The following is a 23,227-nucleotide window of genomic DNA, read 5'->3' as shown; positions in this document are numbered from 1 at the left end:
GATGGCCGACGTCCTGGTCTGCGTGAAGCGGGCGCCGGACACCTCCGGCGAGGTCGTGCTCACCGCCGACGGCGGCTCGATCGACGGGCGCTACGCCGGCTACTCGATGAGCAGCCACGAGGAGTGCGCCGTGGAGATCGCGGTCAGCGTCGCCGGGGACACCGGCGGGTCGGTCACCGTGCTCACCCTGGGTGACGACGACAGCGTGGAGCAGCTGCGCGCCGCCCTCGCGGTCGGGGCCGACGAGGCGGTCCGGATCGACGCGACCGCCGACGACTACGGCCCGGCCGACGTCGCGGCCGCGATCGCCGAGGTCGTGCAGGCCCGCGCGGGCGAGGGTCGTCCGTTCGACCTCGTGCTGGTCGGCAACGACGCCGCCGACACCGGTGACCACCAGGTCGGGATCCGGCTCGCCCACCTGCTGGACCGGCCGGTCGTGGCCGGGGCGCAGGAGGTGGCGGTCTCCGGCGACCGGCTGGAGGTGCGCTCCAGCGTGTCCGGCCCGACGGAGGTCTTCGACGTCCCGATGCCGGCCGTGCTCACCGTGTGGGAGGGCGGCGTCGAGCCGCGCTACCCCAACATCAGCGGGCGCATGAAGGCCAAGAAGGCGCGCATCGAGGTCCTCGAGCCCTCGGGTGCGCCGCGGGGCAGCGGCCGGCTGGGCCTGCGCGTGCTGCCGCCGCCGGAGAGCAACGTCGAGGTGCTCGGCGAGGGGAAGACGGCCGCGCCGCGGCTGGTCGACGTGCTGCGAGAGCTGGGAGTCGTGCGATGAGCGTGCTGGTGCTGGTGGAGCCCGAGGACCTGGACGACCTGGGCGCCGGTCTGTCGGTGGTCTCCCAGGAGGTGCTGACCTTCGCCCGGTCGCTGCCGGGCGACGAGGTCGACGCGGTCCTCGTCGGGGCGGTCGGCCAGCCTACCGAGGCGGTGCTCGCGCACTGCCGGGAGCAGGGGGTGCGCACCCTGCACGTCTCCCCCGACGCGCGGCTGGAGCGGTATGCCGCCCGCGCCTGGGCTCGCGTCGTGGACGCGGCCGCCGAGGCGGGAGGTGCGGCATACCTCATCGGCGGGGGGACCCCGCACGGCAACGAGGTGCTCGCGCACGTCGCCGCCGCGCGTAGCGTGCCGATGCCGTGCAACGTCGTCGCGGTCGTGCAGAGCGAGCCCCTCGAGGTGGAGCGGCAGGTCGTCGGCGGTGCCGTGCTGGAACGGGTCGCCCTGGGTGACGGTGCGGGGCTCGCGGTCGCATCGGTCGCCGGGCACGCCGTGGCCCCCCAGGCGGCCCCGTCGCCCGGCCCGGCGCACGTCGCCGAGGTCGACGTGGAGCTGACCGACGCCGACCTGGCCGCCCAGGTGGTGCGGATCGAGGCCCGCGAGGGCGGGGACACCTCCGCGCTCACCGGCGCCAACGTCGTCGTCGGGGCCGGCCGCGGCGTGGGCGGTCCGGACCAGTTCGACGACGTCGAGGCCCTCGCGGCCCGGCTCGGCGGCGCGGTCGGGGTGTCGCGCGTGGTCACCAGCCTGGGCTGGCGGCCGCACCACGAGCAGGTCGGGCAGACCGGCAGCCGGATCGCTCCGGACCTCTACCTCGCCTGCGGCATCAGCGGCGCCATCCAGCACTGGGCCGGCTGCAGCTCGTCCAAGACGATCATCGCCATCAACACCGACGGCGAGGCCCCGATGGTGACCAAGGCGCGGTATGCCGTCATCGGCGACATGCACGAGGTCATCCCGGCCGTCCTGGAGGAGCTCTCCTAGGGCCTGTCCTCCGGCACCGGACGCGTGCCCGGGTGCGGTCCTACCGCGCGTCCGGTGCGAGGAGGTGGGCGGTGCCCAGCCACCGCTCGCCGTCGTCGACGTAGCCGAGGCGGTGCAGCCATACCCCGGTCGTCACCCGCTCGACGAAGGCCCAGGCGTCGACGCGGTCCGGCTCGAGCCCCAGCCGTCGGCACACCGCCTCGACCTGGTGCCGGTGCCACGCCCGCGCGGCGCCGGCGCTGCCCTCCCCGGCCACCTGCTCCAGCTCGGTCATGAGGTCGCGCAGCACGACCCCGGCGTCGTAGTCGCGCTCGCAGAGGAACCCGTCCGGGTCGATGAAGGCGTAGCCGCCGCCGGGCCGCTGCAGCGCGTTGAGGCTGTGCGCGTCGCCGTGCACCACCACCCGGTCCGGGTGCGGGTCGGCGACGAGGTCCCGGGCGAGGGCCGCCGCGCGGTCGAAGACGCCGGTGTGCCGTCGCACCCACCCTCCCTCGGCGACCTCGGTCTCGACGATCGCCAGCAGCTGGCTGGCCTTCTCGCCCGGGTGCTCGTCCTGGGCCACCTCCGGCGGCAGCTCCCACGCCTGCTCCAGGAGCCCGACCAGCACCTCGACCTGCGCGAGGCCGTCGGGGGTGGTCCGGGCGAGCGAGGGCCCGAGCCGCTCCAACAAGGCGGCGCCGAGGTCGGGAGCGTGGTCCAGGACCCGGCAGTAGCCGCGCCCCGCGGCCGCCCGCATGACCCGCACCTGCTGGCCCAGGTCCGTGCCCGCGTCGTCGAACTTCACCGCCGCCCGCTCGGGGCCGCGCCGGACCTCCAGCACCGGCAGGCCGACCCCGTCGGTGTGAGCCCGCTCGATGACGAGGTCCCACCGCCGCACCGTGCGGGCCAGGACCTCGGGGAAGCGCTCGAGCAGTTCGACCGCCCACTCCTGGTCGGCCCACGGACGGGCCTGCGCCGCCGCCACGACCTCCCACTGCTCCACGCGAGCGATGGTGCCAGAACCGCCCGACCGTAGACTCCGCGGTGTGTCCCACCGTCCCTCGACCGGGCGCCCGCGCCCGGCCCGTCTCCTGCGCGCCTGCGCCGCGGCCCTGCTCGGCGGCGTCCTGGCGCTGACCGCCCTGCCCGCGACCGCGCTGACCGGCCCGGAGGACGAGCTCGGCGCCCGCGCGCTGCGGGACGACGGGTGGAGCGAGCCGTCGCTGGAGCTGGCGGACCTCACCCAGGCGGGCCCCGTCCTGCCGATGACGCCGCCGCTGAGCGCGGTGACCCGGATGTACCCGGCCTACTACGCCGACGGCTGCCACGTCGGGCGGCGCGGCACGACGGTGGCCCCGGGCTGCGTCTACGGCGACCCCGAGGGCGAGGTCGAGGTGGCCGTGCTCGGGTCGTCCAAGGTCGGGCAGTACTTCCCGGCGCTGGAGGAGATCGCGCTGCGCGAGGGCTGGCGGCTGCGGATGTACACCAAGCTGGCCTGCTCGTTCACCGACGAGCCCGAGCCGACCTACCCCGAGTGCGACGACTACAAGGCCGCGCTGCGCGACCACCTCGAGGAGCACCGCCCCGACCTCGTCATTACGGGGGGCATGCGCCGCGAGGTCCCCGACGGCTACACCCGCACCTGGACCTGGCTGCGGGAGCTGGGCGTGGACCAGGTCGTGGCCCTGTGGGACTCCCCGGTGCCCAGCGACGGCAACCCGTCCGCCTGCGTGGCCGAGGTGCTCGAGGACGGGGGCGACCTGCGCTCGTGCGCGGTCTCGCTGCTGGAGTCGCGCAGCGGCAACCCCTCGATGCGGGAGGCTGCGGAGCGGGTGCCGGGCGCACTGTTCGTCGACCTGCGCGACTGGGTGTGCCCGCGGTCCTACCTCGCCCCGAAATGCGCGGCCGTGGTCGGTCGCGCCCAGCTCTACGGCAGCGGGTCCCACCTCGTCCCGAGCTACACCGCCACCCTCACCGACCCCCTGCACCAGCGCCTGTACGAGGCCGGGGTGGCGGCATACCGCCCCTCGGTGGACCGGGTGGGCGGCACCGACCGGTTCTCCACCGCGGCCCTGCTGGCGCGGTCCGCCGAGCCGGGCGGCCGGGTCTTCCTCACCAGCGGGCGCGACTTCCCGGACGCCCTGGCCGCCGCGGCCAAGGCGGGCGCCCGGGGTGAGGCGGTGCTCCTCACCGGCGGTGCCCGGCTGCCGGCGGCCACCCGCGCGGCGCTGCTGCGGCTCGAGCCGAGCGAGATCCTCGTGGTCGGCGGCGAGGGTGCCGTGCTCCGGACCGTGCTGGAGGAGGCCGCCGAGCTGGCCCCGACGGAGCGGGTGTCCGGGCCCGGCCGCTACGAGACCGCCGCCGCCGTGGCCCAGGTGGAGCCCGTGCAGCGGCGGGGCAGCGTCTTCGTCGCCACGGGGGAGGACTTCCCGGACGCGCTGGCCGCAGCCGCGCGGGCCGGCCAGCAGGAGGCGCCCGTCCTGCTCGTGCGCCACGACGAGATCCCCGAGGCGACCGTGGCCGCGCTGCGTGACCTCGACCCCGCGCGCATCGTCGTCGTCGGCGGGGAGGGCGCGGTGGCCGGCACGGTCGAGGAGGACCTGGAGGAGCTCGGCAGCAGCGTGCAGCGGATCGGCGGGGACGACCGCTACGCCACCGCAGCCCTGCTCGCGGGCCGGGGTGCCGAGGTGCTGCACGTCGGGTCCGGTCTGACCTTCGCCGACGCGCTGGCGGCCGGGCCGGTCGCTGCCGCCCAGGGCGGCGCCGTCCTGCTGACGGCCCCGGGCAGGGTGCCGACCGCGACCCGGGAGGCTCTGGAGCGGATCGCGCCCGAGCGGCTCGTGCTCACCGGCGGGGCCGGCGCGGTCGGCGAGGACGTCCGGCGGACCCTCCTGCGGCTGACCTCCTGAGGGTCAGGTGCCCGACGGCGCCCGTCGGGCGCCTCAGAGGTCGGCGAGCAGGGCCGCCGGCTGCTCCACGCAGTCGGCCACGAACCGGAGGAACCCGCCCGCCGTGCCGCCGTCGCACACCCGGTGGTCGAAGGAGAAGGACAGCTGGGTGACCTTGCGGACCTTCACCTTGCCGTGGTGGGCCCACGGCTTGTCGACGATGCGACCCACCCCGAGCATCGCGGCCTCGGGGTGGTTGATGATCGGCGTCGAGCCGTCCACCCCGAAGACCCCGTAGTTGTTGAGGGTGAACGTCCCGCCGGTCAGCTCGGCGGGCGACACCTTGCCGTCGCGGGCCTTGAGGGTGAGCTCGCGCAGGGCGGCCGCCAGCTCGGTCGTCGTCATCGCGTGAGCGTTGTGCACGACCGGCACCACGAGGCCACGCGGGCTCTGGGCCGCGAAACCGAGGTTGACCGCGCCGTGGTGGACGATCTCGCCGGCCTCGGTGTCGACCGAGGAGTTGAGCGCCGGGTATGCCCGCAGCCCGGCCACGGTGATGCGGGCCAGGAGCGGCAGCACGCCGATCCCCGCGTCGGGTCGGGCGGCCTTGAGGGCGTCCTTGGCCTTCATCAGCCGGGTGGCGTCCACGTCGACCCAGGTGGTGGCGTCGGGGATCTCGCGGCGGGAGGTGGAGAGCCGCTCGACCATGAGCCGCTGCACGCCCTGGATGGGGATGCGGGTGTCGGCACCGGTGCGGAGGGCGGCGTGCTCAGGGGTGACCGGCCGGGTGCCCTGCTCGGCGGCGCTGTCGGTCCGGTCGACCCGGGAGGAGAGGTATGCCTCGAGGTCGGCCCGGCGGATGACCCCCGTCGGGCCGGGCGGCACCGCGGTCAGGTCGACGCCGTGCTCGTGGGCCAGGTGGCGGACGAGGGGGGAGATGACCCGCACCGCACGGCCACCCTTCGCGGCGCTCGGTGGGGTGGTCGAGGAACCCTTCGCGGCGCTCGGTGGGGTGGTGGTGCTGGAGGCCGCGCGGCGGCGCCGGCCACCGGCGCGCCGGGCCGGGCCGTCGCCGGCGCCGTAGCCGATGAGCGGGCGCTCCGGCTGCTCCTCGCGCCCCGCGGCGGCATCCCCCTCGCGCCCCGCGGCGGCATCCCCCTCGGGCAGCCGGGCGCCGGCCTGCTCCTCCTCGCGGTACTGCTCACCGCCCGCGGCACGACCGCCGGCGTCCCCGCTGCCCTCCGAACCGGCCCCCGCGGCCCGGGGTGCCCCACCGTCACCCTCGGACGAACCGGCCTCACCGATGGTGATGAGCGGCTCGCCGACGGGCAGGACCTGCCCCGGCTCGGCGTGCACCCGGGCGACGGTGCCGGCATACGGGCAGGGGACGGAGACCGCGGCCTTCGCGGTCTCGACGGTGACGACCTCCTGGTCGACGCCGACCTCGTCGCCGGCGGCGACGTGCCACTCGACGATCTCCGCCTCGGTCAGGCCCTCGCCGAGGTCCGGCAGCCGGAAGACCTGCGTCATGCCGACACCTCCTGCGGGGTGTGCGTGAGGTCCGGCTCGTCGTCCCACTGCAGCCGGGCGATGGTGTCCAGGACCCGGTCGATCCCGGGCAGGTGGGTGTGCTCGAGCTTGGGCGGCGGGTAGGGGATGTCCAGCCCGGCGACCCGCAGGACGGGCGCGGCGAGGCTGTGGAAGCAGCGCTCCTGCACCCGGGCCGCGATCTCGGCGCCCATCCCGGCGAAGCCCTGCGCCTCGGCGAGCACGACGGCGCGCCCGGTCTTGCGCACCGATGCCTCGACCGTGGCGTCGTCGAAGGGCACGAGCGAGCGAAGGTCGACGACCTCGACGTCCCAGTCCTCCTCCGCCGCGGCGACCTCGGCGGCCTTGAGCGCGGCCGCGACCTGCGGGCCGTAGGTGACGAGGGTGACGTCCGACCCCTCGCGGCGCACGGCGGCCTGCCCGATCGGCTCGGTCCGGGTCGGCAGCTCGACCTCGGCCTTGGTGTAGTAGCGGCTCTTGGGCTCCATGAAGACGACCGGGTCGTCGGAGGCGATCGACTCGCGCAGCAGCGAGTAGGCGTCGGCCGGGGTGGCGGGGGTGACGACGTGCAGGCCGGGGGTGTGCACGTAGTAGCCCTCGGAGGAGTCGCAGTGGTGCTCGACGCCACCGATGCCCCCGGCGTAGGGGATGCGGATGGTGATCGGCATCGGCAGCGCGCCGCGGGTGCGGTTGCGCATCTTGGCGATGTGCGAGACGACCTGCTCGAACGCGGGGTAGCCGAAGGCGTCGAACTGCATCTCGACGACCGGGCGGAAGCCCTGCATGGCCAGGCCGACCGCGAAGCCGGCGATCCCGGCCTCGGCCAGCGGGGTGTCCACGCAGCGGTCCTCGCCGAAGTCGCGGGTGAGGCCGTCGGTGATCCGGAAGACACCGCCCAGGGCGCCCACGTCCTCACCCAGGACGAGCACGTCCGGGTCCTCGGTGAGGGCGTCGCGCAGGGCGGTGTTGAGGGCCTTGGCGTAGGTGACCTGGCTCATCGGGCGCTCTCCATCTCCTGCTGGGTGACGTGGCTGTCGAGCTCGGTGCGGACCATCTCGCGCTGCTCCAGCAGCTGCGGCGTCGGCCGGGCGTAGACGTGGTCGAAGAGCTCGAGCGGCTCGACCGGTGGCTCGGCGTTCATCCGGGCGCGCAGGTCGGCGGCCAGCGCGTCGGCCTCCTCGCGGACCTCCTGGATGCGGTCGTCGTCGAGGTGCCCCTCCTGGACGAGGTATGCCTGGAGCCGGACGATCGGGTCCTGCCCGGTCCACTCGTCGACCTCGTCGGCGGTGCGGTAGCGGGTGGCGTCGTCGGCGTTGGTGTGCGCCTCCATGCGGTAGGTGTGCGCCTCGACCAGCACCGGGCCGTGGCCGGCCCGCGCGTGCGCGTAGGCCTCCCGCATGACCGCCAGCATGGCCGCGGGGTCGTTGCCGTCGACCTGCTCGCTGCGCACCCCGTAGCCGACGCCCTTGTAGGCCAGGGCCGGGGCCTTGGTCTGCTTGGCCAGCGGGACGGAGATCGCGTACTTGTTGTTCTGGACGAGGAAGACCGCCGGCGCGTTGAAGACCGCGGCGAAGTTCAGACCCTCGTGGAAGTCGCCCTCGCTGGTGGCGCCGTCGCCGACGAGGCACAGCGCGACGCCGTCGCTGCCGCGGCGGGTCAGGCCGTGGGCCGCCCCGGCCGCGTGGACCGCCTGGGTGGCGAGCGGCGTGCACTGGGGGGCGGTGCGAGTGGCCTTCGGGTCGTAGCCGCAGTGCCAGTCCCCGCGCAGCAGGGTAAGGACCTCGACCGGGTCGATGCCGTGGGTGACCAGTGCCATCGAGTCGCGGTAGGTCGGGAAGAGCCAGTCCTGCTCGGCCAGCGCCAGCACCGGTGCGACCTGGCAGGCGTCCTGCCCGCGGGAGCTGGGGTAGACCGCGAGCCGGCCCTGCTTGGTCAGGGCGGTGGCCTGGGCGTCGAAGCGCCGGCCGACGACCATGCCGCGCCACACCGCCAGCAGCGCCTCCGGCTCGGGCATGGTGTAGCCGCGCTCGGTCGCCTGCTGGCTCGGCTCGACGGCCGCGCCGTCGGCGCTGAGCAGCTGCACGGGCTCGGGGCAGGGCAGCAGTCCGCTGATGTCACTCATCGTCGAGCTCCTCCGGTCCTCACGTAGACGTCTGAGGCATATGGTCCCGCGTAGGCGCACACTCTGACGACATGTGGCGGCGATCGTGGACGGATGGCACCATGAGCCCATGCCAACCGACCGATCGTCCGACGGTGCGTCGCGCGTCGGGCGGGAGCCCGGACAGGTTGCCGCGCCCCTGGACGAGACCGACCACGCCATCGTCGCCGAGCTGCGCCGCGACGGCCGCCTCTCGGTCCGGGCGCTCGCCGAGCGGGTGCACATCAGCCGGGCCACGGCATACTCCCGGCTCGAGCGGTTGCACCGCGAGCGCGTGATCACCGGGTATGCCGCCCAGGTCGACGCGGACAAGCTCGGGCTGGCGACCGCCGCCTACGTGTCGGTCTCGATCGAGCAGGGGGCGTGGCGCGAGGTGCTGGAGGCGCTCGAGGTGCTGCCGCGGGTGGAGAAGGTCGCGCTGGTCGGCGCGGAGTTCGACATGCTGGTGGAGGTGCGCGCCCGCGACAACCACGAGCTGCGCGACGTCGTGCTCGGCCGGATCCAGGCGGTGGCCGGGGTGCGCGCCACCCGTACCTGGCTGATCTTCGACGAGTGGGAGCGCTGAGCGACATGGTCTCGGACGTCCTCGTGGTGGCCCTCGCCATCCTCGCCTTCAGCACGCTGGCCGGCCGGCTCAAGGGCACCCCGGTCACCATGCCGATGCTCTTCACCACGGCCGGCATCGTGCTCGGCCCCGGCGTGCTGGACGTGGTGCGGCTGGACGTCGAGGACGAGGTCGTCAGCATCCTGGCCGAGGCGACGCTGGTGCTCGTGCTCTTCACCGACGCCTCCCGGCTGGACCTGCGGACCGTGGTCCGCGAGCACAGCCTGGCGCAGCGGCTGCTGCTGGTGGGGCTCCCGGCGTCGGTGCTCATCGGCACCGGGGTCGGGTGGCTGCTGCTGCCGGCGATGCCCCTCGTCGCGCTGGCCGTCCTGGCCGCGACGCTGGCCCCCACCGACGCCGCGCTCGGCCAGTCCTTCGTCGAGAGCCCCTCGGTGCCCCAGCGCATCCGGCAGACGCTCAACGTCGAGAGCGGCCTCAACGACGGGCTGGCGGTGCCCTTCGTCGTCATCCTCATCGACATCGCGCTGGAGCAGACCGACACCGCTGGGGGGTATGTGGTGCTCCTCGCCCAGATCGTCGGGCTCGGGTTCCTCGTCGGCGGGCTGACCGGGTGGCTCGGCGGGCGCGTCCTGAGCTGGGCGCACGAGCGGTCGTGGACGACCTCGCCGTCGCTGCGGCTCGGGGTCGTCGCGGTGGCCGGCTGCGCCTACGCGGCGGCCGAGCTGGTGGGCGGCAACGGCTTCGTCTCCGCCTTCGTGGCCGGGGCGGTCATCGGTGCGACGTCCCGGCCGGTGCTGGAGCACACCACCACGTTCGCGCAGTCCGAGGGCCAGCTGCTGGCGCTGCTGACCTTCCTGCTCTTCGGCGGGGCCATCGCCGGCGATATCCTCGCCGACTTCCACCCGAGCTACGTGCTCTACGCGCTGGCCAGCCTGCTGGTCGTGCGGATGCTGGCGACGACGGTGGCGTTGCTGGGCAGCGGGGTGAGCGCGCCGACGGTGCTCTACGTCGGCTGGGCCGGGCCGCGCGGGCTGGCGTCCATCGTCTACGCCGTCCTCGTGGTGACGACGTCAGGCCTGCCCATGTCGGAGGATATCTTCGTCATCGCCGGGTGGACCATCCTGCTCAGTGTCTACCTCCACGGGCTCAGCGCGGCCTGGATCAGCCGGCGCTACGGGGACCGGGTGAACCGGTCGCCCGAGGACCGGCCGGAGCACCGGCACATCAGCCTGCTGCCGCTGCGCCTGCAGCACGGGGAGCACCGCTCCCGCTGAGCCGTGCCGGTGGGCCGGCGGGCTAGAGGGAGGTGGCGGCCAGCTTGGCGCCGAACCCGACGAAGACGGTGCCGACCAGGCCGGTGAGACCGCCGGCGGTGCGGCGGTGCCGTCGGAAGCCGCGAGCCAGGGCGGTGCCGGCGACGATGAGCGCGCCGAGGTAGGCCATGCTCAGCACGAGAAGGGTGCCGGCCAGGACGAGGAAGTCGCCGAGCGGGCGGGCCGAGTCGGGCCGCAGGAACTGCACGAAGAAGGCCACGAAGAAGAGGATGGCCTTGGGGTTGAGCAGGCTGAGGACGAGCGCGGTGGTGAACGAGCTGCCGCGACGCGTCGGCGGCGGCGTCGACGGGACCGGCTCGGGGGCGGGTCTGCGCAGCGCGGCCAGCCCGGCGCGCACCAGACGCAGCCCGATCCAGGCGAGGTAGGCCGCGCCGAGGTACTTCACGACGCCGAAGACGACCGGGTGACCCTGCAGCAGCGACGCCGCTCCGAGGAAGGTCAGGCCCATGAGCACCGAGTCGCCGACGAAGACGCCGCCCGCGGCCGCCCAGCCCCGGCGGACGCCGAGCCGGGCCGCCTCGGACAGCACGAACATCGAGTTCGGCCCAGGCAGCAGGACGATGAGAAGGGCGGCGACGAAGAACGTCCCGTAGTCAGGGATCCCCAGCACCGCACCAGGGTAGGGCTCCGGTGGCCCCGACGGAAAGTCGCTCCTGGTGGCGCCCCGGCCGGGCCGTCCGGCGCGTCAGACGTCCGTCTGCGCGGAATAGCGCGGCGGGTGAGGCGTTGACCTGCGCAGGCCCCTCCCGGGCACCCGATCGTGAAGGAGATGGTCATGCGCGCAGCGAGCTACGACACCTACGGAGGCCCCGAGGTCATCACCGTCGGTGAGCGGCCGGACCCGCCCGTCGGTCCCGACACCGTGCTGGTGCGGGCGAAGGCGACCAGCGTCAACCCCGTCGACTGGAAGGTCCGCGAGGGCTACCTGCAGGGTGCCTTCCCCCACCACCTGCCGATCGTCCCGGGCTGGGACGTCGCGGGTGTGGTCGAGGCGGTCGGCCCCGCGGTGCGCACCGGGCTGCAGGTCGGCGACGAGGTATGGGGTTACGTCCGTCGCGACGACGTCCACGCCGGGACCGCCGCCGAGCTGGTGCCCGCCCCCGAGCGGACCGTCTCCCGCAAGCCCGCCGGACTGAGCTTCGAGGAGGCGGCCGCGGTGCCGCTCGCCGGGCTCACGGCATACCAGGCGCTGACCGAGGCCCTGCAGGTGGGCGAGGGTGACCGCGTGCTCGTGCACGCCGCGTCCGGCGGCGTCGGGCAGTTCGCCGTCCAGATCGCCCGGTCCCTGGGGGCCGAGGTCATCGGGACCGCCTCGCCCGCCAACCACGACCTCGTGCGCGACCTCGGTGCCGCCCACGTGCTCGACCACGGCGCCGGGCCGATCGGTGAGCAGCTGGGCAGCGTCGGCGGCCCGGTCGACGCCGTCCTCGACCTCGTCGGCGGCGACGCGATGGCGGACATCTCCCAGCAGGTGAAGGACACCGCGCGGGTGGCCTCGGTCATCGACCCCGAGCAGATGGGGCAGATCGGCGGGCACTACGTCTTCGTCCGCCCCGAGCGCGAGCACCTCGACGCGCTCGCCGGGCTGGTCGACCGCGGCGAGCTGCGGGTCACCGTGGCCGCGACCTTCGCCCTCGACCAGATCGCCGACGCCCACCGGCTCTCCCAGGAAGGCAGCCCGGGCGGCAAGATCGCGGTGCGCATCTGACCCGCGCGCCGCGGACGTGCGAGGATGCCCTTCTCGTCCCCTGAGTCCGTGGCCAGAAGGAGCGACCCGTGCCGAAGCCTGCCCTCCCACTGATCCTCGCCGTCGGTGCGGTGTCCCTCGCCGGCTGCGGTGTCATCGCCGACCGCGACCCCGACGCGGGGCGGTCCGTCCAGCCGGCGGGGGAGCCCGTGGAGCAGACGACGAGGGCCACGGCCACCCCGCCCGCCGAGGGTGGCAACCTGCTCGTCCTGGACCTGCCCACGCCCGAGGGGGAGCCCGTCGAGGAGATCGGGGTCAGCTCTCCCGAGCTGGCCGCCGCGGTCGTCACGCTCGACGACGGCACCATCATCGCTCGTCAGGACAGCTTCGGTGAGCCAGCGTTGCGGTTCCCGAAGTTCTCCCTGGCGGACGCGCCGCCCAGGGCCATCGTCCGGGTGACCGAGGAGGGGACGAGTGGGGTGCTGGACGTGGGTGAGCAGGACTTCACGTTCGGTGTCGACTTCGCCGTCGACGAGGTGTCCTTCGGCACGTCGGTCGACGGCGGCAACAACCTCATCCAGCGTGGGCTCGCCTCCGGTGATGCCCAGTTCAAGATCGACTCCGACGGCAGCAACGTCCTGTGCCGCGTGGCGGGGGCGGACGGGGTGCTGGAGGCCCGAGTCCCTCAGGACCTCGAGCTGACCGAGTGGTACCGGGTCAGGTGCACGCGCCACGAGGACTCCATCGAGGTCTCGGTGACCCCGCTGTCCGTCGTCGGACCGACGATCTCGAAGACGGCCGAGGGTCCGCTGGGGGAGCTCACCTTCGAGGACGGCGTGCCGTTGTCGCTCGGCGGCAAGCTCGCGGCCACCGGTGACGTCATCCGCTCGGAGACCGACCAGTTCAACGGGTCGTTGGCCGAGCCGTTCCTGGTGGTCGGCGAGGGGCCCGCCGAGTAGGCAGGCCCCTCGCCGACACATCACTGGGTGACGGACGAGGCGTAGGCGTCCCTGGCGACCGGCCACGCGTTGGTGATGTCCGCCTGGATGCCGTGGTAGGTCGACTTGTTGCGCGAGAAGTAGACGGCTGCCGTAATGCCCAGGCTTTCCATGCGTGGCCGTAGCGAGGTCAGGAATTGCTCCATACTCGCCTGGCCGTGGCTCGAGTCCTTCGCGAACTCGCCGAAGATGATGGGCTGGTCCGCGTACCACTCGCGACCCCGCAGCCACGCCAACTTCGGAGCAGCCATCTGTTCGAAGGTGGTGGAGGAGCTGTGGTGCTTGAAGACGTACGGGTCGAGGGCGATGATGTCGGGTCGGTCCAGCCTCGAGCCGATGGCATCGATCTTGGCCGTGTCGTGGTAGCCGTACCAGTAGACGAACTTGACGTTGGGGGCTTGAGAGGTCACGCGCTGCTGGAAACGGTTGAAGGCGCGGGCGTAGTCGGCGGGCTTGATTGCCGACCCGAACTTTCCTTGGTTCAACTTGACCTCGAACTCGTGGTCAAACGTGAACCACACCTCGCCCTTCAGGGCAGCCAGCTCCCTGGCCCAGTAGTCAATCCACTGGTCAGCCGCACCAGACCCGATCTGGTCCATGGTGTACGGGCCGTTCGCCGAGGTGACGGTGATGAGGGGGATGGTTCCGCGGTTGATGCGCGCTTGTTCATACGCTCGGTTGATGGTCCCACCGCCCCGACCCGAAGCCTGGTAGTACGTCGACGCGACATCAGGCCAGGCGCCGAAGGACTGGCGAAAGCGCTCGTCGGGCTTTTCGCCCGGACCTCCCAGGTACCCACCCAGCAGCGGACGCCCGTCCGGGGCCGGGGACGGCCCGGGGGCGGGGGACGGGGCGGTTCCACCGCTCCTGAGCTCCTGGACCACCGAGTCCGAGACGTTGGCCCTGGTCCCGACCGCGACGATGCTGCGCAGCGAGAGCCGGTCCAGGGCCGTACCCGTCGCCGACGGGACGGACGTAGGCCGGGTGAGCAGCATCGGGCTGTTGGCGCGGCCTGCTGCCGCAGCGGCCACGAGCGCCTCGGTGTAGGCCGTGCCAGGACCGACGTAGGCGGTGCTGGTCGAGGTGGGGAACTGGCCGGCGATCTTCGCGGCCGTCGCGTAGCGGTCGTCCCCGGAGAGGCGGGTGACCCTCCCCGAGGTGGCGTACTGGGCGGCCTCCTGGGCCACGGTCGAGGACACCACCTTCGGGCCTCCCAGCACGACGATCTCGGTGGGGCGCAGGTGCTGGAGCGCCTCCCGGGTGGACGGGTGCAGCCGGTCGCTGCGCGTCAATGTCATGGGGACCTGCTGGAAGCCGGCGAGGGCAGCCCCGGACATGGCGTCGGCGTAGCCGAGACCGCCGGCGAGGTAGACGCGGGCGACGCCCCGCGGCGACTTCTTCGACAGCTCGGCGGCCGTGACGTACCGGTTGATGCCGGAGACCCGCTCGACGGTGCCCGAGGTGGTGTAGGACTGCATCGCACGCAGGACCGAGTCGGCGACCACGCCGTCACCACCGACGACGACGATGCGCTTCGGGCTCAGGCGCGTCAGAGCTTGCTGCGTCGCCGAGGGCAAGGACGTCCTGCCGACGAGCAGGACGGGGGCGTTGATGCTGCCGGCCCGGGTGGCGGCCACCATGGCGTCCGGGTGGGCCTCCGCGTTGACCACGAAGACGACGGGTTGGCCCGACGGGAAGGACTGCGTGGCAGCGGCGGCGACCGTGACGGAGCTGTCTCCGGTGATGCGTTCCACGGACAGGGAGGAGGTCGCCTCCTCCACGGCGACGGTGGGTGCCGCGCCGAGGGAGAGGGCAGAGAGCAGGATGGCGCTGAAGAACGCCACGAGGTAGCGAATCACGATGATGCTCCGAGGGGACGTGAGCGATGACGCTGCGAGGGGATGTGAGCCCGGGCGCTCTGGGACGTGAGCGCCGGTGGGTGACGTCACAGTAACGACGCCTCGACCCCCCGGGAATGGCTATCTCATGATCTTTGACAAACGCTGACCAAGACTTGCACCACCTCTGACCGAGGCGTCCGGAACAGACAGTAGATCGACAGGAATCGAGGGTGGGGTCAGCCCTCAGCCCGTCAGGCGGTAGCCGATGCCGCGGACGGGGCGCAGGACGTCGGGAGCCCCGGCGGCGCGCAGCTTGCTGCGGACCCGGCTGGCGTGCGTCTGCAGCGCCTGGGTGCTGAGGGTGTCGTGACGCAGCGCCTGCGCCAGGTCGTGGTGATCGACCACGGAGCCCCCCGCCAGGACCACGGTGAGCAGCAGGTCGAACTCCGACCGGGTGAGGGGGACCGGCGCGTCACCGACGCGCACCGTGCGTCGCCCCGGCGACAACGTCACGTCACCGCGCAGCCGGATGTCGACCGGCTCCTCCCGCTGCCCGGCCGGAGCGCGGGTCAGCAGCCTCAGCCGCGCACCCAGCCGCCGTGACGAGACCGGCAGCTGCAGCACGTCCTGGGCACCACGGTCCAGCAGCACGGCCTCCAGGTCGTCGGTGAGGGTGGGCAGCAGCACCAGCGTGGGCACGCCCGCCTCGGCCAGCCAGCGCTGCGCGTCGACGAGCGACGGCGAGGGCTCTCCGCCCTGGAGCACGACGGCCGGGGGCCGGGCTGTCGACAACCGGTCCCGGATCGCTGCGGCGGGCACCACCTCGCCCAGGATGCGCGACTCCTCGCAGGCAGCCAACGTCGCCGCGACCTCGGCGGGGGAGGTCTCGAGAGGGACGATCCAGAACGGCTGTGTCACGGAATACCTGTCCAGAAGGCATACGCCGAGTCCAGTCCCGACGAATGTGACCAATACTTTGCCGATCTCCCAGGAAAGTCAAGGAAGCCCGAGCCAGCACGAGACGCCCGGCGGGTGTGCCGGTCGCGGTCGTCGAGCAGCCGCCGCGGTGGGCCGCGGCCCGGGCATCAATCGATCCAGTGCTGCTCCGGGAGGGCGTGCGACAGGAAGTGGCTCATCGCCTGGGTGTAGGCGTAGGCGCCGGTCTGCCCGAACACGACCACGTCTCCCGGGCGAAGGTCCACCGACAGGTCACCGGTGCCCACCCGGTCCAGCGAGGTGCACAGCGGCCCGGCCAGCGTCGTCGTCGCCCGCTCGCCGTCGACGACGCCTTCGCCGGGGCGCACGGCCAGGGTGGGGAACGACTGCCCGGTCAGCAGCGGCCGGAGCAGGTGGTTGATCCCGCCCTCGAGCATGACGAAGCGCTCACCGCGGGACACCTTGGTGCGCACGACCCGGGCGGCGTAGACCCCGGTGGGCCCGGACAGCCACCGACCGGGCTCGAGCAGCAGCTCACCGGTGAACCAGTCGTGCTCGCCGAGGATGCGGCCCAGGCCCGCACCCAGGGCGCGCGTGTCCAGGCTCGCGTCGGCGAGGGCATACCGGATGCCCAGGCCGCCCCCGATGTCGACGAGGTCCAGCTCCCGGCCGACGAGCTCCTGCAGCCGTCGACCGATGCCGAGCGCCGTCCGGTGGTTGGCCAGCAGCCGGCCGGCGTCCAGCTCGTTGCTGGCGGAGAAGACCTGCAGCCCGCGGATCTGCACCCGGCCGAAGCGGGCCGCCTCGCGCACGAACTCCTCCAGCACCTCCTCGTCCACCCCGAACGCGCTGGGCCCGCCACCACCGATGATGGTCGCGCCCTCCGACACACCCCCGGCGGGGTTGACCCTGACATTGACCGGCAGCGGGCGGTCCCCGGTGTGCAGGGCGTGCAGCCTGGCCACGTCCTCGATGCCGTCCACCTGCACGCGGGCCCCGGCGAAGAGCGCGGCCTGCAGGTCGCGCTCGGTCTTCGCGGGCCCGGCGACGACCATGCCCGCACCGGTGCCCCCCGCGGCGAGAGCGGTCGACACCTCCCCGGCGCTCGCGCAGTCGAACCACGCTCCCTGCCCGGCGAAGGTCTCCAGCAGCGGCAGCCCGGGGTTGGACTTGACCGCGTACGCCAGCCGCACCCGGGCCGGCAGCGCGGACCGGAGCCGGGCGAAGCGCTCCCGCGCCGCGCCCAGGTCGTAGGCGAAGAACGGGGTCGGGTGCCTCGTGACGAGGTCGTCGAGGGTCGCCTCGTCGAAGGTGAACAGGTCCGTCGTCGCAGCCGTCAAGATCATGCCTCCCACCAGGGCGCCAGGCGCCGTAGTCCTTCCTCGACCTGGGGCACCGGCCCGCCGAGGCTCACGCGCAGGAAACCCGCACCGCCCGGCCCGAACGCCGTCCCGGGGATGGTCGTCACCCCGCCCTCGTCACGCAGCCGCAGCGCGAACGCCTCGGTGCCGCTCCCGCCGTGCTCGTCGTGACGGGCGCGGCCGTCGCCGTCGAGGTCACCGGGCAGCGCTAGCCAGAGGTAGAAACCCGCCCGCCCCGCAGTTCTGGACATAGGTTTCTGGTGCCCGTCCCCCACGAACCTCTGTCCAGAAGTGGGGAGGTGGGGAGCGAGGCGGTCGACCGCCCCCCACCGCTCGCGGACCTGCGCCCGGGACGCCGGGAGCACGTCCTCGGCCGCCTCCAGCAGCGTGAGCGCGGCAGCCTGCGACAACCTCGAGGGCGCCGTGGTCATCGCGTTGTGCACCAGCCGGGCCGGAGCGAGCACCTCGGGGTCGCCGAGCGCCCACCCGATGCGCAGGCCCGGGGCGGCGAACGCCTTGCTCATCGACCCGAGCACCACACCCTCAGCGCTCACGTCGCGCAGCGAGGCCGGCCGCCGCTCGACCCACAGCTCGGCATACACCTCGTCGCTGACGAGGAGCACGCCGCGCTCGGCGCACGCGTCGGCGACCCGCGCGAGGGCCTCGGCCGAGGCGAGCCCCCCGGTGGGGTTCGCGGGGTGGTTGAGCACGACCAGAGAGGTATGCCGCTGCTCCCCGAGCGCCGCGACCAGCGCGTCCGGGTCGAGGTCGCCACCGGCGGCGAGCGGGTAGCCGACCGGGGTGGCGCCGCACATGCGGGCCAGCGTGGGGTAGGCGACGAAGCCCGGGTCGGGGACCAGCACGACGGAGCCGGGCTCGGCGTAGGCCTGGAAGAGGGCGTAGAGCGCGGCCTGGCTGCCCGCGGTCACCATGACCTCCTCGGCCGCGACCCCGCCGGCAGGTGAGGCAGACCGGGCGATCGCGGCGACGAGCGCCGGGTCGGAGGTGTTGGGGCCGTAGTCCAGCGAGGTCCCCTCGACCGCGGCCTGGCCGACGTCCGGTGGGCGCCACCCGGGCTCACCCAGCCCGAGGTCGACGACCCCGGGCGGGGCGTCGAGGGCCATGCGTCGGATGGGTGACAGGCCCTGGCCCGCCACCCTGGTCGCCGTCCTCACCGCAGCGACTCCTCGAGGACGGTGGCGGCATCGGTGGAGGAGTCGCGGTACTTCACGATGACCGGTGCGTAGAGGGACAGCCCCAGGACGGCGGCGTAGTCGCCGCGGGCCGGCCGGGAGCCGGGCACCACCACGGCGTCCGGCGGCACCTCCCCGCGCACCTCGCGCTGCTCGACGAGGTCGTAGATCGTGGTGCCGGCCGTCAGGGTCACGCCCGGGGCGAGCACGGCGCCGCGCCGCACCACGACGCCCTCGTAGAGCCCGCACTGGGCGCCCACGAACACCCCGTCCTCGACGACGACGGGGCGGGCCCCGACCGGCTCGAGCACCCCGCCGAGCTGCACCGCGGTCGACAGGTGCACGCCCTCGCCGACCTGGGCGCAGGACCCGACGAGCGCGTGGCTGTCGACCATCGAGCCGGCGCCGACGCGCCCCCCGACGTTGACGTAGCTCGGTGGCATGACGACGACGCCGGGCGCGAGGTGGGCACCGCGCCGCACCGAGGTCCCGCCCGGCACGAGCCGTATGCCGTCGCCCGCCGTGATCCTGCGCGCCGGCACGAGCGACCGGTCGACGCCGCCGCCGGGCCAGTCCATCTCGACGGTCTCGCTCAGTCGGAAGGCCGCGAGGATGCCGCGCTTGACCCAGTCGTGCGCGTGCCACTGCCCGTCGTCGGCCCGGCTGGCGGCCCGGACCGAGCCGCCCTCCAGCGCCGTGAGCAGCTGCTCGACGTGCTCGCGGGTCGGCTGGGCGCCGCCGTCGTCGGCGAAGACGGCCTCCAGCTCGTGGGTCGCGGTGGTCGGGGCGCTCACGAGGCGAGCGCCGCGGTGTCGTGCGGCACGGTCACGTGGGCGGGCAGCGACCTGGTCCCGGCGCCGCGGTCGGTGCGCCGGGCGGACTGGAGGTCGGCGAGCGCGGCCTGGACCCGGCTCCACGTCCCCGGCTCGGCGGGGGAGAGCGGCAGCCGGACGTTGGCGGTGGCCAGCCCGAGGCAGGCGAGGGCGGCCTTGACCGGCACCGGGTTGGTCTCGGTGAAGAGTGCGTCCATGAGCGGGGCGAGCACGCCGTCCAGCTGCCGGGCGAGGTCGAGGTCGCCGGTGGTCGCGGCCTGCACGAGCCGACGGGTCTCGACGGGTGCCACGTTGGCGCATACCGACACCAGCCCCTGGGCGCCGACGGCGATCGAGGCCAGCGCGAGGTCGTCGTCCCCGGCGAGGACGGCCCGACCGGCGGGCGCCTCACGGCAGAGCCGGCCGACCTGGCGCAGGTCGCCGGAGCTCTCCTTGAGGGCCACGACCTGCTCGACCTCCCAGATCTGGCGCATGGCGTCGGGGGTGATGTTGCAGCCGGTCCGCCCCGGCACGTTGTAGGCGATGACCGGGAGTCCGCCGGCCGCCTCGGCCACCGCGCGGTAGTGCGCCACGAGCCCGCTGACCTGGGGCTTGTTGTAGAACGGGGTGACGACGAGGAGGGCGTCGGCCCCCGCGGCGGCGGCCTGCGCGGCCAGCTCGCAGGTGCGGTCGGTGTCGTTGTGCCCGATGCCGACGACGACCGGGACGCCGCGACCGTGGGACCGGGCGAGCTCGACGGCCTGCCGGACCAGCGCGTGCCGCTCGGTGTCGGACACGGTCGCGGCCTCGCCGGTGGAGCCGAGCACGACGAGCCAGTCGACGCCGAGCCCGTCGGCCAGCACGTGCTCGACGAGCCGGCCGAAGGCCTGGTGGTCGACGGCGGGCTTTCGGGTCCCTCCCGCGGCGTCGGTCCCGGTGGTGAACGGCGTCGCGAGGGCGACGCCGAGACCGGTGAACGGTGCGGCGGTGAGGGTGGTGGGCATCATGTCTCCTTCGTGGGGTGCCGGCGCTCAGGCGTGGGCGTCGGCGGTGGTGGACCGCACGGCGGCCCGGGGGTCCGGGTCCGGCTGCCCGGCAGGAGCGCCGAACAGGGGTCGGAGGTGGTCCTCGGCGAGGTCGTCGAGGGTGAACAGTCCAGGGTGCGGGCGGGCGGCGAGCCATCGGGCCGCCGTCAACGCTCCGCTGGCGAAGAGGTCGCGGTCGTGCGCGGTGTGCCGCAGCGTGAGGGTCTCCAGGCCGGTGGCGACGGTGACCTGGTGGTCGCCGACGACCTCGCCGAGGCGCAGGCTGGTGGTCTGGACCTCCTCGAGGGGGGTCCCGGCGCCGCGGGCGAGGGCCTCGCGCAGGGCCAGTGCGGTGCCGCTCGGCGCGTCGACCTTGTGCCGGTGGTGGGTCTCGGTGACCGCCAGGTCGACGTCCTCACCCGCGCGGCGGGTGGCGGCGACATACCCGCCCAGGACGGCGGTGAGCCGGCGCAGCAGCGCGACGCCGAGGGAGAAGTTCGGGGCGACGAGCACCCGCACCGGCAGGTCGCCGTCCACGAGGGCCGGGTCCCACCCGGTCGCACCGATGACGAGGTCGGTGCCGGTGCGCCGCGCCCAGGTGAGGTGGCCGGCGACCGCGGCTGCGGTGCTGACGTCGACGGCGACGTCGACAGCCGGCAGGTCGCTCGTGGCCTCACGACCGACGGCCCAGCGGACCTCGAGGTCGTCCTGGGCGTCGGCGAGGCGCCGGACCGCCGACCCGAGGCGTCCGGTCCCGAAGAGTCCGAGAGAGAGGGGCACCCGGCGAGTATGTCGCCGTCCGCCGGCCCTGTGCAACGCGCGTTTGTGCAGGTCAGGGCTGGTGTCCTGCCATCCGGGCGGTTGGCCGGACGATGTCCTGCCCCACCTCTGGTCGTCGTCCGGGTCCTCCCGCAGAACCGGCACAAGTTGGTACGCGCCCGCGCCACCGAGCGCCGCGAATGGTGGTCTGCGCCCACCATTCGCGGCGCTCGGTCGGTGGGCGTGCCCGGCGAGGGTCAGGGCTGGACGAGCCCGGTGCGGTAGGCCAGGGCGACGAGCTGGGCGCGCTCGGAGCTCCCCGTCTTCATGAGCAGGCGCGAGATGTGCGTCTTGACGGTCGCCTCGGAGACGAAAAGCTGCGCCGCAAGGTCGCTGTTGGAGGGCGCGTCACCCATGAGGGTGAGCACCTCGAGCTCACGCGGCGACAGCATCTCCAGGCTCGGCAGCCCGCGGAGGTCCCGTGGCGCCGTCTCGCGCAGCGTCTCGATGACCTTGCCGGCGACCCCGGGATCGATCCACGAGCCGCCGTCGGCGACCCGGCGCACCGCGTCCGCGAGCCGGGCGGGGACGGCGTCCTTGAGCATGTAGCCCGACGCCCCCGCCCGCAGCGCGCCATAGAGGGCGTCGTCGTGGTCGAAGGTCGTCAGCACCAGCACGGTCGTGACCTCGTCGGCGCCGTCGTCGTCGCGGTCGGCGGTGATCCGCCGGGTGGCCTCGATGCCGTCCAGCCGGGGCATCCGGATGTCCATGACGACGACGTCCGGGCGCTCGCGGTCGACCGCCTCGACCGCCTCGACCCCGTCGGCGGCGAGAGCCACGACCTCCAGGTCGTCCTCGGCGGTGAGCAGCATGAACAGACCGTCGCGCACCTGCTCCTGGTCGTCCGCGACCACGATCCGGATGGTCACGAGTGCCCCTGGTCCCGTGACGCCGGCCCCTGCGGGACGTCGGCCTGCCCGGTCGGGAGGACCGCGGTGCCGACGAACTCGTCGCCGGCCCAGCCCGCCTCGAACCGCCCGCCGACCAGGCCGACCCGTTCGCGCAGACCGCGCAGGCCGGTGCCGCCGCTCGGGATGTCCGTGCGGGTGGCGTCCCGACTGCCGCGGCAGCGCACCTGGACCTGCAGCTCGGCACCGTGCCACGCCACGTAGATGTCGACGAGCGCACCCTGCCCCGCGTGCTTGAGCGCGTTGGTCAGCGACTCCTGCACGACGCGGTATGCCGCAGCACCCACCGAGGGGTCGACGTCCCGTTGCTCCCCGGAGCGGTGGACCTCGACGATGAGACCACTGCTGCGGCTGAGGTCGACGAGGCCGTCCAGGTCGCCCAGGCCGGGCTGCACGCTCGACTCCTGGTCGAGGGACAGGCTGCCCGCGCCTACCTCGGCCGCCGCGTCCCCACGGAGCACCCCGAGCAGACGGTGCAGCTCGCGCATGCTCTGTGCGCCGGTCGACTCGATGGTGCCCAGGGATCTCAGGACCGTCTGCAGGCGCTGGTCCCCGGGGTGGTCCCGGCCGACCGAACCTGCCATGGCGCGTGCCCCGGCGGCCTGCATCATCATGGCGCTGACCGAGTGGGCCACGATGTCGTGCAGCTCGCGGCCGATGCGCTGCCGCTCGGCGTGGGCCGCGCGCTCCCCACGCACGTCCAGCTCGTCGTGCAGCGCCGTGGTGCGGTGGTGGCTGTAGCGCTCGACCGTGCCGGCAGCCCAGGCCGCGCACACCAGGGCCGCGAAGAAGGTGGTCGTGGACAGCAGGTTGCCGAGGTCGGGGTTGTCGAAGGACTTCGCGACGTTGCGCACGATGAGCGGCACCTGGACCAGCCCGAGCGCGAGCGAGCCCCACCAGCGCACCGGCCCCCCGCGCCGCGCGGCCGCGTGGATCGCGACGAGCAGGCAGAAGATGGGCTGGGCGTACTCCAGGACGAGCGTGAGGCCGATGCTGATGCCGGCCACCCCCAGCAGCGACACCACCGGGTGGCGGTAGCGCACCACCAGCAGCGCGCCCATGGCCAGCACCAGAGTGGTGCCGATCCACGCCGGCGCCATCCCGCCACCCACGAGGTAGAGGTCGTCGATGAGGACCCCGGTCGTGCCCAGGTCGAAGACCACGGCCATGACGATGGCGAGCGCACCGAGCCCCCGGATGAGCAGCCGCCATCCGCGCCCGTGCGGGATGTCCGGAGGGGCCGACGTCGCGCTGGTCATGGTCACTGCCCCTCCTTCCGGTCCCGCCAGGCCCGAGCCCGGGAAGTCAACCTAGCCGCAGGAGCGGGCAGACCGCGCGTAGATCCGGTCGTGCCCGTCCCTGCCGCCCCCTGCCGCGACAGGGACGGGCACGACATGCAGGGGGAGGGACGGATGGG

At 73.8% G+C, this 23,227-nt stretch carries 21 protein-coding genes; 7 read left to right on the top strand and 14 right to left on the bottom strand.

What is annotated here, in order from left to right:
- Window position 1 precedes the first annotated feature (1 nt).
- Both EUS26_RS02100 and EUS26_RS02095 read left to right on the top strand, forming a co-directional pair.
- A complete protein-coding gene (locus EUS26_RS02100; RefSeq protein WP_130011502.1) occupies window positions 2–772 on the top strand; it encodes an electron transfer flavoprotein subunit beta/FixA family protein in 771 nt (256 codons plus the stop codon).
- The gene (locus EUS26_RS02095; protein ID WP_130011501.1) at window positions 769–1,755 is read left to right on the top strand and encodes an electron transfer flavoprotein subunit alpha/FixB family protein; all 987 of its coding nucleotides are present in this window, start codon (window positions 769–771) and stop codon (window positions 1,753–1,755) included. Before EUS26_RS02100 ends, EUS26_RS02095 begins: the two co-directional genes overlap by 4 nt.
- Before the next feature lie 40 nt (window positions 1,756–1,795).
- On the opposite strand, the gene EUS26_RS02090 is transcribed toward EUS26_RS02095, so the two are convergent.
- A complete protein-coding gene (locus EUS26_RS02090) occupies window positions 1,796–2,737 on the bottom strand; it encodes an aminoglycoside phosphotransferase family protein (RefSeq protein ID WP_165368469.1) in 942 nt (313 codons plus the stop codon).
- A gap of 43 nt (window positions 2,738–2,780) precedes the next feature.
- On the opposite strand from EUS26_RS02090, the gene EUS26_RS02085 reads away from it, so the two are divergent.
- Complete coding sequence (locus tag EUS26_RS02085) at window positions 2,781–4,643, top strand: cell wall-binding repeat-containing protein (protein WP_165368468.1); 1,863 nt, start codon at window positions 2,781–2,783, stop codon at window positions 4,641–4,643.
- Window positions 4,644–4,676: 33 nt separating this feature from the next.
- Here the strand turns inward: EUS26_RS02085 and EUS26_RS02080 are convergent, their stop codons facing one another.
- From EUS26_RS02080 to pdhA, 3 genes are read right to left on the bottom strand one after another with little or no spacing between them, the layout of a single operon-like run.
- Window positions 4,677–6,152, bottom strand: a complete 1,476-nt coding sequence (locus tag EUS26_RS02080; protein WP_130011498.1) for a dihydrolipoamide acetyltransferase family protein — start codon at window positions 6,150–6,152, stop codon at window positions 4,677–4,679.
- A complete protein-coding gene (locus tag EUS26_RS02075; protein ID WP_130011497.1) occupies window positions 6,149–7,168 on the bottom strand; it encodes an alpha-ketoacid dehydrogenase subunit beta in 1,020 nt (339 codons plus the stop codon). The genes EUS26_RS02080 and EUS26_RS02075 overlap by 4 nt, the downstream gene beginning before the upstream one ends.
- Window positions 7,165–8,292, bottom strand: coding sequence for a pyruvate dehydrogenase (acetyl-transferring) E1 component subunit alpha (pdhA, locus tag EUS26_RS02070; RefSeq protein ID WP_130011496.1), 1,128 nt, complete (start codon window positions 8,290–8,292; stop codon window positions 7,165–7,167). Before pdhA ends, EUS26_RS02075 begins: the two co-directional genes overlap by 4 nt.
- A gap of 109 nt (window positions 8,293–8,401) precedes the next feature.
- Between pdhA and EUS26_RS02065 the strand changes: the two genes are divergently transcribed.
- Entirely contained in the window at window positions 8,402–8,896 is a 495-nt protein-coding gene (locus EUS26_RS02065; RefSeq protein WP_130011495.1) for an Lrp/AsnC family transcriptional regulator, read from the top strand.
- Window positions 8,884–10,170: a cation:proton antiporter gene (locus EUS26_RS02060; protein ID WP_130011494.1), complete on the top strand. Its 1,287-nt coding sequence runs from the start codon at window positions 8,884–8,886 to the stop codon at window positions 10,168–10,170. Before EUS26_RS02065 ends, EUS26_RS02060 begins: the two co-directional genes overlap by 13 nt.
- Before the next feature lie 22 nt (window positions 10,171–10,192).
- On the opposite strand, the gene leuE is transcribed toward EUS26_RS02060, so the two are convergent.
- On the bottom strand, window positions 10,193–10,840 hold the full coding sequence (gene leuE, locus EUS26_RS02055; protein ID WP_130011493.1) for a leucine efflux protein LeuE: 648 nt from the start codon (window positions 10,838–10,840) through the stop codon (window positions 10,193–10,195).
- 165 nt (window positions 10,841–11,005) lie between these two features.
- On the opposite strand from leuE, the gene EUS26_RS02050 reads away from it, so the two are divergent.
- Together EUS26_RS02050 and EUS26_RS02045 are read left to right on the top strand one after the other, a co-directional pair.
- Window positions 11,006–11,938 (top strand): NADP-dependent oxidoreductase, encoded by a 933-nt coding sequence (locus EUS26_RS02050; protein ID WP_130011492.1) that lies wholly within the window; start codon window positions 11,006–11,008, stop codon window positions 11,936–11,938.
- A 68-nt stretch (window positions 11,939–12,006) separates the two neighbouring features.
- Window positions 12,007–12,876 carry a hypothetical protein gene (locus EUS26_RS02045; protein ID WP_130011491.1) on the top strand — a complete coding sequence of 290 codons (870 nt, stop codon included), beginning with the start codon at window positions 12,007–12,009 and terminating at the stop codon, window positions 12,874–12,876.
- 20 nt (window positions 12,877–12,896) lie between these two features.
- Here the strand turns inward: EUS26_RS02045 and EUS26_RS02040 are convergent, their stop codons facing one another.
- From EUS26_RS02040 to EUS26_RS02000, 9 genes are all read right to left on the bottom strand, one after another.
- Window positions 12,897–14,774, bottom strand: a complete 1,878-nt coding sequence (locus EUS26_RS02040) for a cell wall-binding repeat-containing protein (protein ID WP_165368467.1) — start codon at window positions 14,772–14,774, stop codon at window positions 12,897–12,899.
- A gap of 225 nt (window positions 14,775–14,999) precedes the next feature.
- On the bottom strand, window positions 15,000–15,674 hold the full coding sequence (locus EUS26_RS02035; RefSeq protein WP_130011489.1) for a winged helix-turn-helix domain-containing protein: 675 nt from the start codon (window positions 15,672–15,674) through the stop codon (window positions 15,000–15,002).
- Between the two features lie 167 nt (window positions 15,675–15,841).
- Window positions 15,842–17,038, bottom strand: coding sequence for a type III PLP-dependent enzyme domain-containing protein (locus EUS26_RS02030; RefSeq protein WP_130011488.1), 1,197 nt, complete (start codon window positions 17,036–17,038; stop codon window positions 15,842–15,844).
- Window positions 17,035–18,228 carry a pyridoxal phosphate-dependent aminotransferase gene (locus tag EUS26_RS02025; RefSeq protein WP_130011487.1) on the bottom strand — a complete coding sequence of 398 codons (1,194 nt, stop codon included), beginning with the start codon at window positions 18,226–18,228 and terminating at the stop codon, window positions 17,035–17,037. The genes EUS26_RS02030 and EUS26_RS02025 overlap by 4 nt, the downstream gene beginning before the upstream one ends.
- Complete coding sequence (locus tag EUS26_RS02020; protein WP_130011486.1) at window positions 18,225–19,040, bottom strand: 2,3,4,5-tetrahydropyridine-2,6-dicarboxylate N-succinyltransferase; 816 nt, start codon at window positions 19,038–19,040, stop codon at window positions 18,225–18,227. The genes EUS26_RS02025 and EUS26_RS02020 overlap by 4 nt, the downstream gene beginning before the upstream one ends.
- Complete coding sequence (gene dapA / locus EUS26_RS02015) at window positions 19,037–20,062, bottom strand: 4-hydroxy-tetrahydrodipicolinate synthase (protein ID WP_130011602.1); 1,026 nt, start codon at window positions 20,060–20,062, stop codon at window positions 19,037–19,039. Before dapA ends, EUS26_RS02020 begins: the two co-directional genes overlap by 4 nt.
- A gap of 27 nt (window positions 20,063–20,089) precedes the next feature.
- Window positions 20,090–20,863: a 4-hydroxy-tetrahydrodipicolinate reductase gene (locus EUS26_RS02010; protein ID WP_130011485.1), complete on the bottom strand. Its 774-nt coding sequence runs from the start codon at window positions 20,861–20,863 to the stop codon at window positions 20,090–20,092.
- A gap of 236 nt (window positions 20,864–21,099) precedes the next feature.
- The gene (locus EUS26_RS02005; protein WP_130011484.1) at window positions 21,100–21,771 is read right to left on the bottom strand and encodes a response regulator transcription factor; all 672 of its coding nucleotides are present in this window, start codon (window positions 21,769–21,771) and stop codon (window positions 21,100–21,102) included.
- Window positions 21,768–23,069: a sensor histidine kinase gene (locus EUS26_RS02000; RefSeq protein ID WP_130011483.1), complete on the bottom strand. Its 1,302-nt coding sequence runs from the start codon at window positions 23,067–23,069 to the stop codon at window positions 21,768–21,770. The genes EUS26_RS02005 and EUS26_RS02000 overlap by 4 nt, the downstream gene beginning before the upstream one ends.
- Between the last annotated feature and the right edge of the window lie 158 nt (window positions 23,070–23,227).

Origin of the sequence: Serinicoccus sediminis, from assembly GCF_004153545.1 — a bacterium.
In the GTDB taxonomy this organism is placed as follows: Bacteria; Actinomycetota; Actinomycetes; order Actinomycetales; family Dermatophilaceae; genus Ornithinicoccus; species Ornithinicoccus sediminis_A.
Note: the sequence above shows the minus strand (reverse complement) of the source record. Positions and strands in the feature narration are given on the sequence as shown.

Excerpts from the sequence above, each read along its gene's own strand:
- EUS26_RS02065 (WP_130011495.1), top strand. The coding sequence starts at position 8,402 with ATGCCAACCGACCGATCGTCCGACGGTGCGTCGCGCGTCGGGCGGGAG.
- pdhA (WP_130011496.1), bottom strand. The coding sequence starts at position 8,292 with ATGAGTGACATCAGCGGACTGCTGCCCTGCCCCGAGCCCGTGCAGCTG.
- EUS26_RS02075 (WP_130011497.1), bottom strand. The coding sequence starts at position 7,168 with ATGAGCCAGGTCACCTACGCCAAGGCCCTCAACACCGCCCTGCGCGAC.
- EUS26_RS02095 (WP_130011501.1), top strand. The coding sequence starts at position 769 with ATGAGCGTGCTGGTGCTGGTGGAGCCCGAGGACCTGGACGACCTGGGC.
- EUS26_RS02030 (WP_130011488.1), bottom strand. The coding sequence starts at position 17,038 with ATGATCTTGACGGCTGCGACGACGGACCTGTTCACCTTCGACGAGGCG.
- dapA (WP_130011602.1), bottom strand. The coding sequence starts at position 20,062 with ATGCCCACCACCCTCACCGCCGCACCGTTCACCGGTCTCGGCGTCGCC.
- EUS26_RS02100 (WP_130011502.1), top strand. The coding sequence starts at position 2 with ATGGCCGACGTCCTGGTCTGCGTGAAGCGGGCGCCGGACACCTCCGGC.
- EUS26_RS02000 (WP_130011483.1), bottom strand. The coding sequence starts at position 23,069 with ATGACCAGCGCGACGTCGGCCCCTCCGGACATCCCGCACGGGCGCGGA.
- EUS26_RS02050 (WP_130011492.1), top strand. The coding sequence starts at position 11,006 with ATGCGCGCAGCGAGCTACGACACCTACGGAGGCCCCGAGGTCATCACC.
- EUS26_RS02080 (WP_130011498.1), bottom strand. The coding sequence starts at position 6,152 with ATGACGCAGGTCTTCCGGCTGCCGGACCTCGGCGAGGGCCTGACCGAG.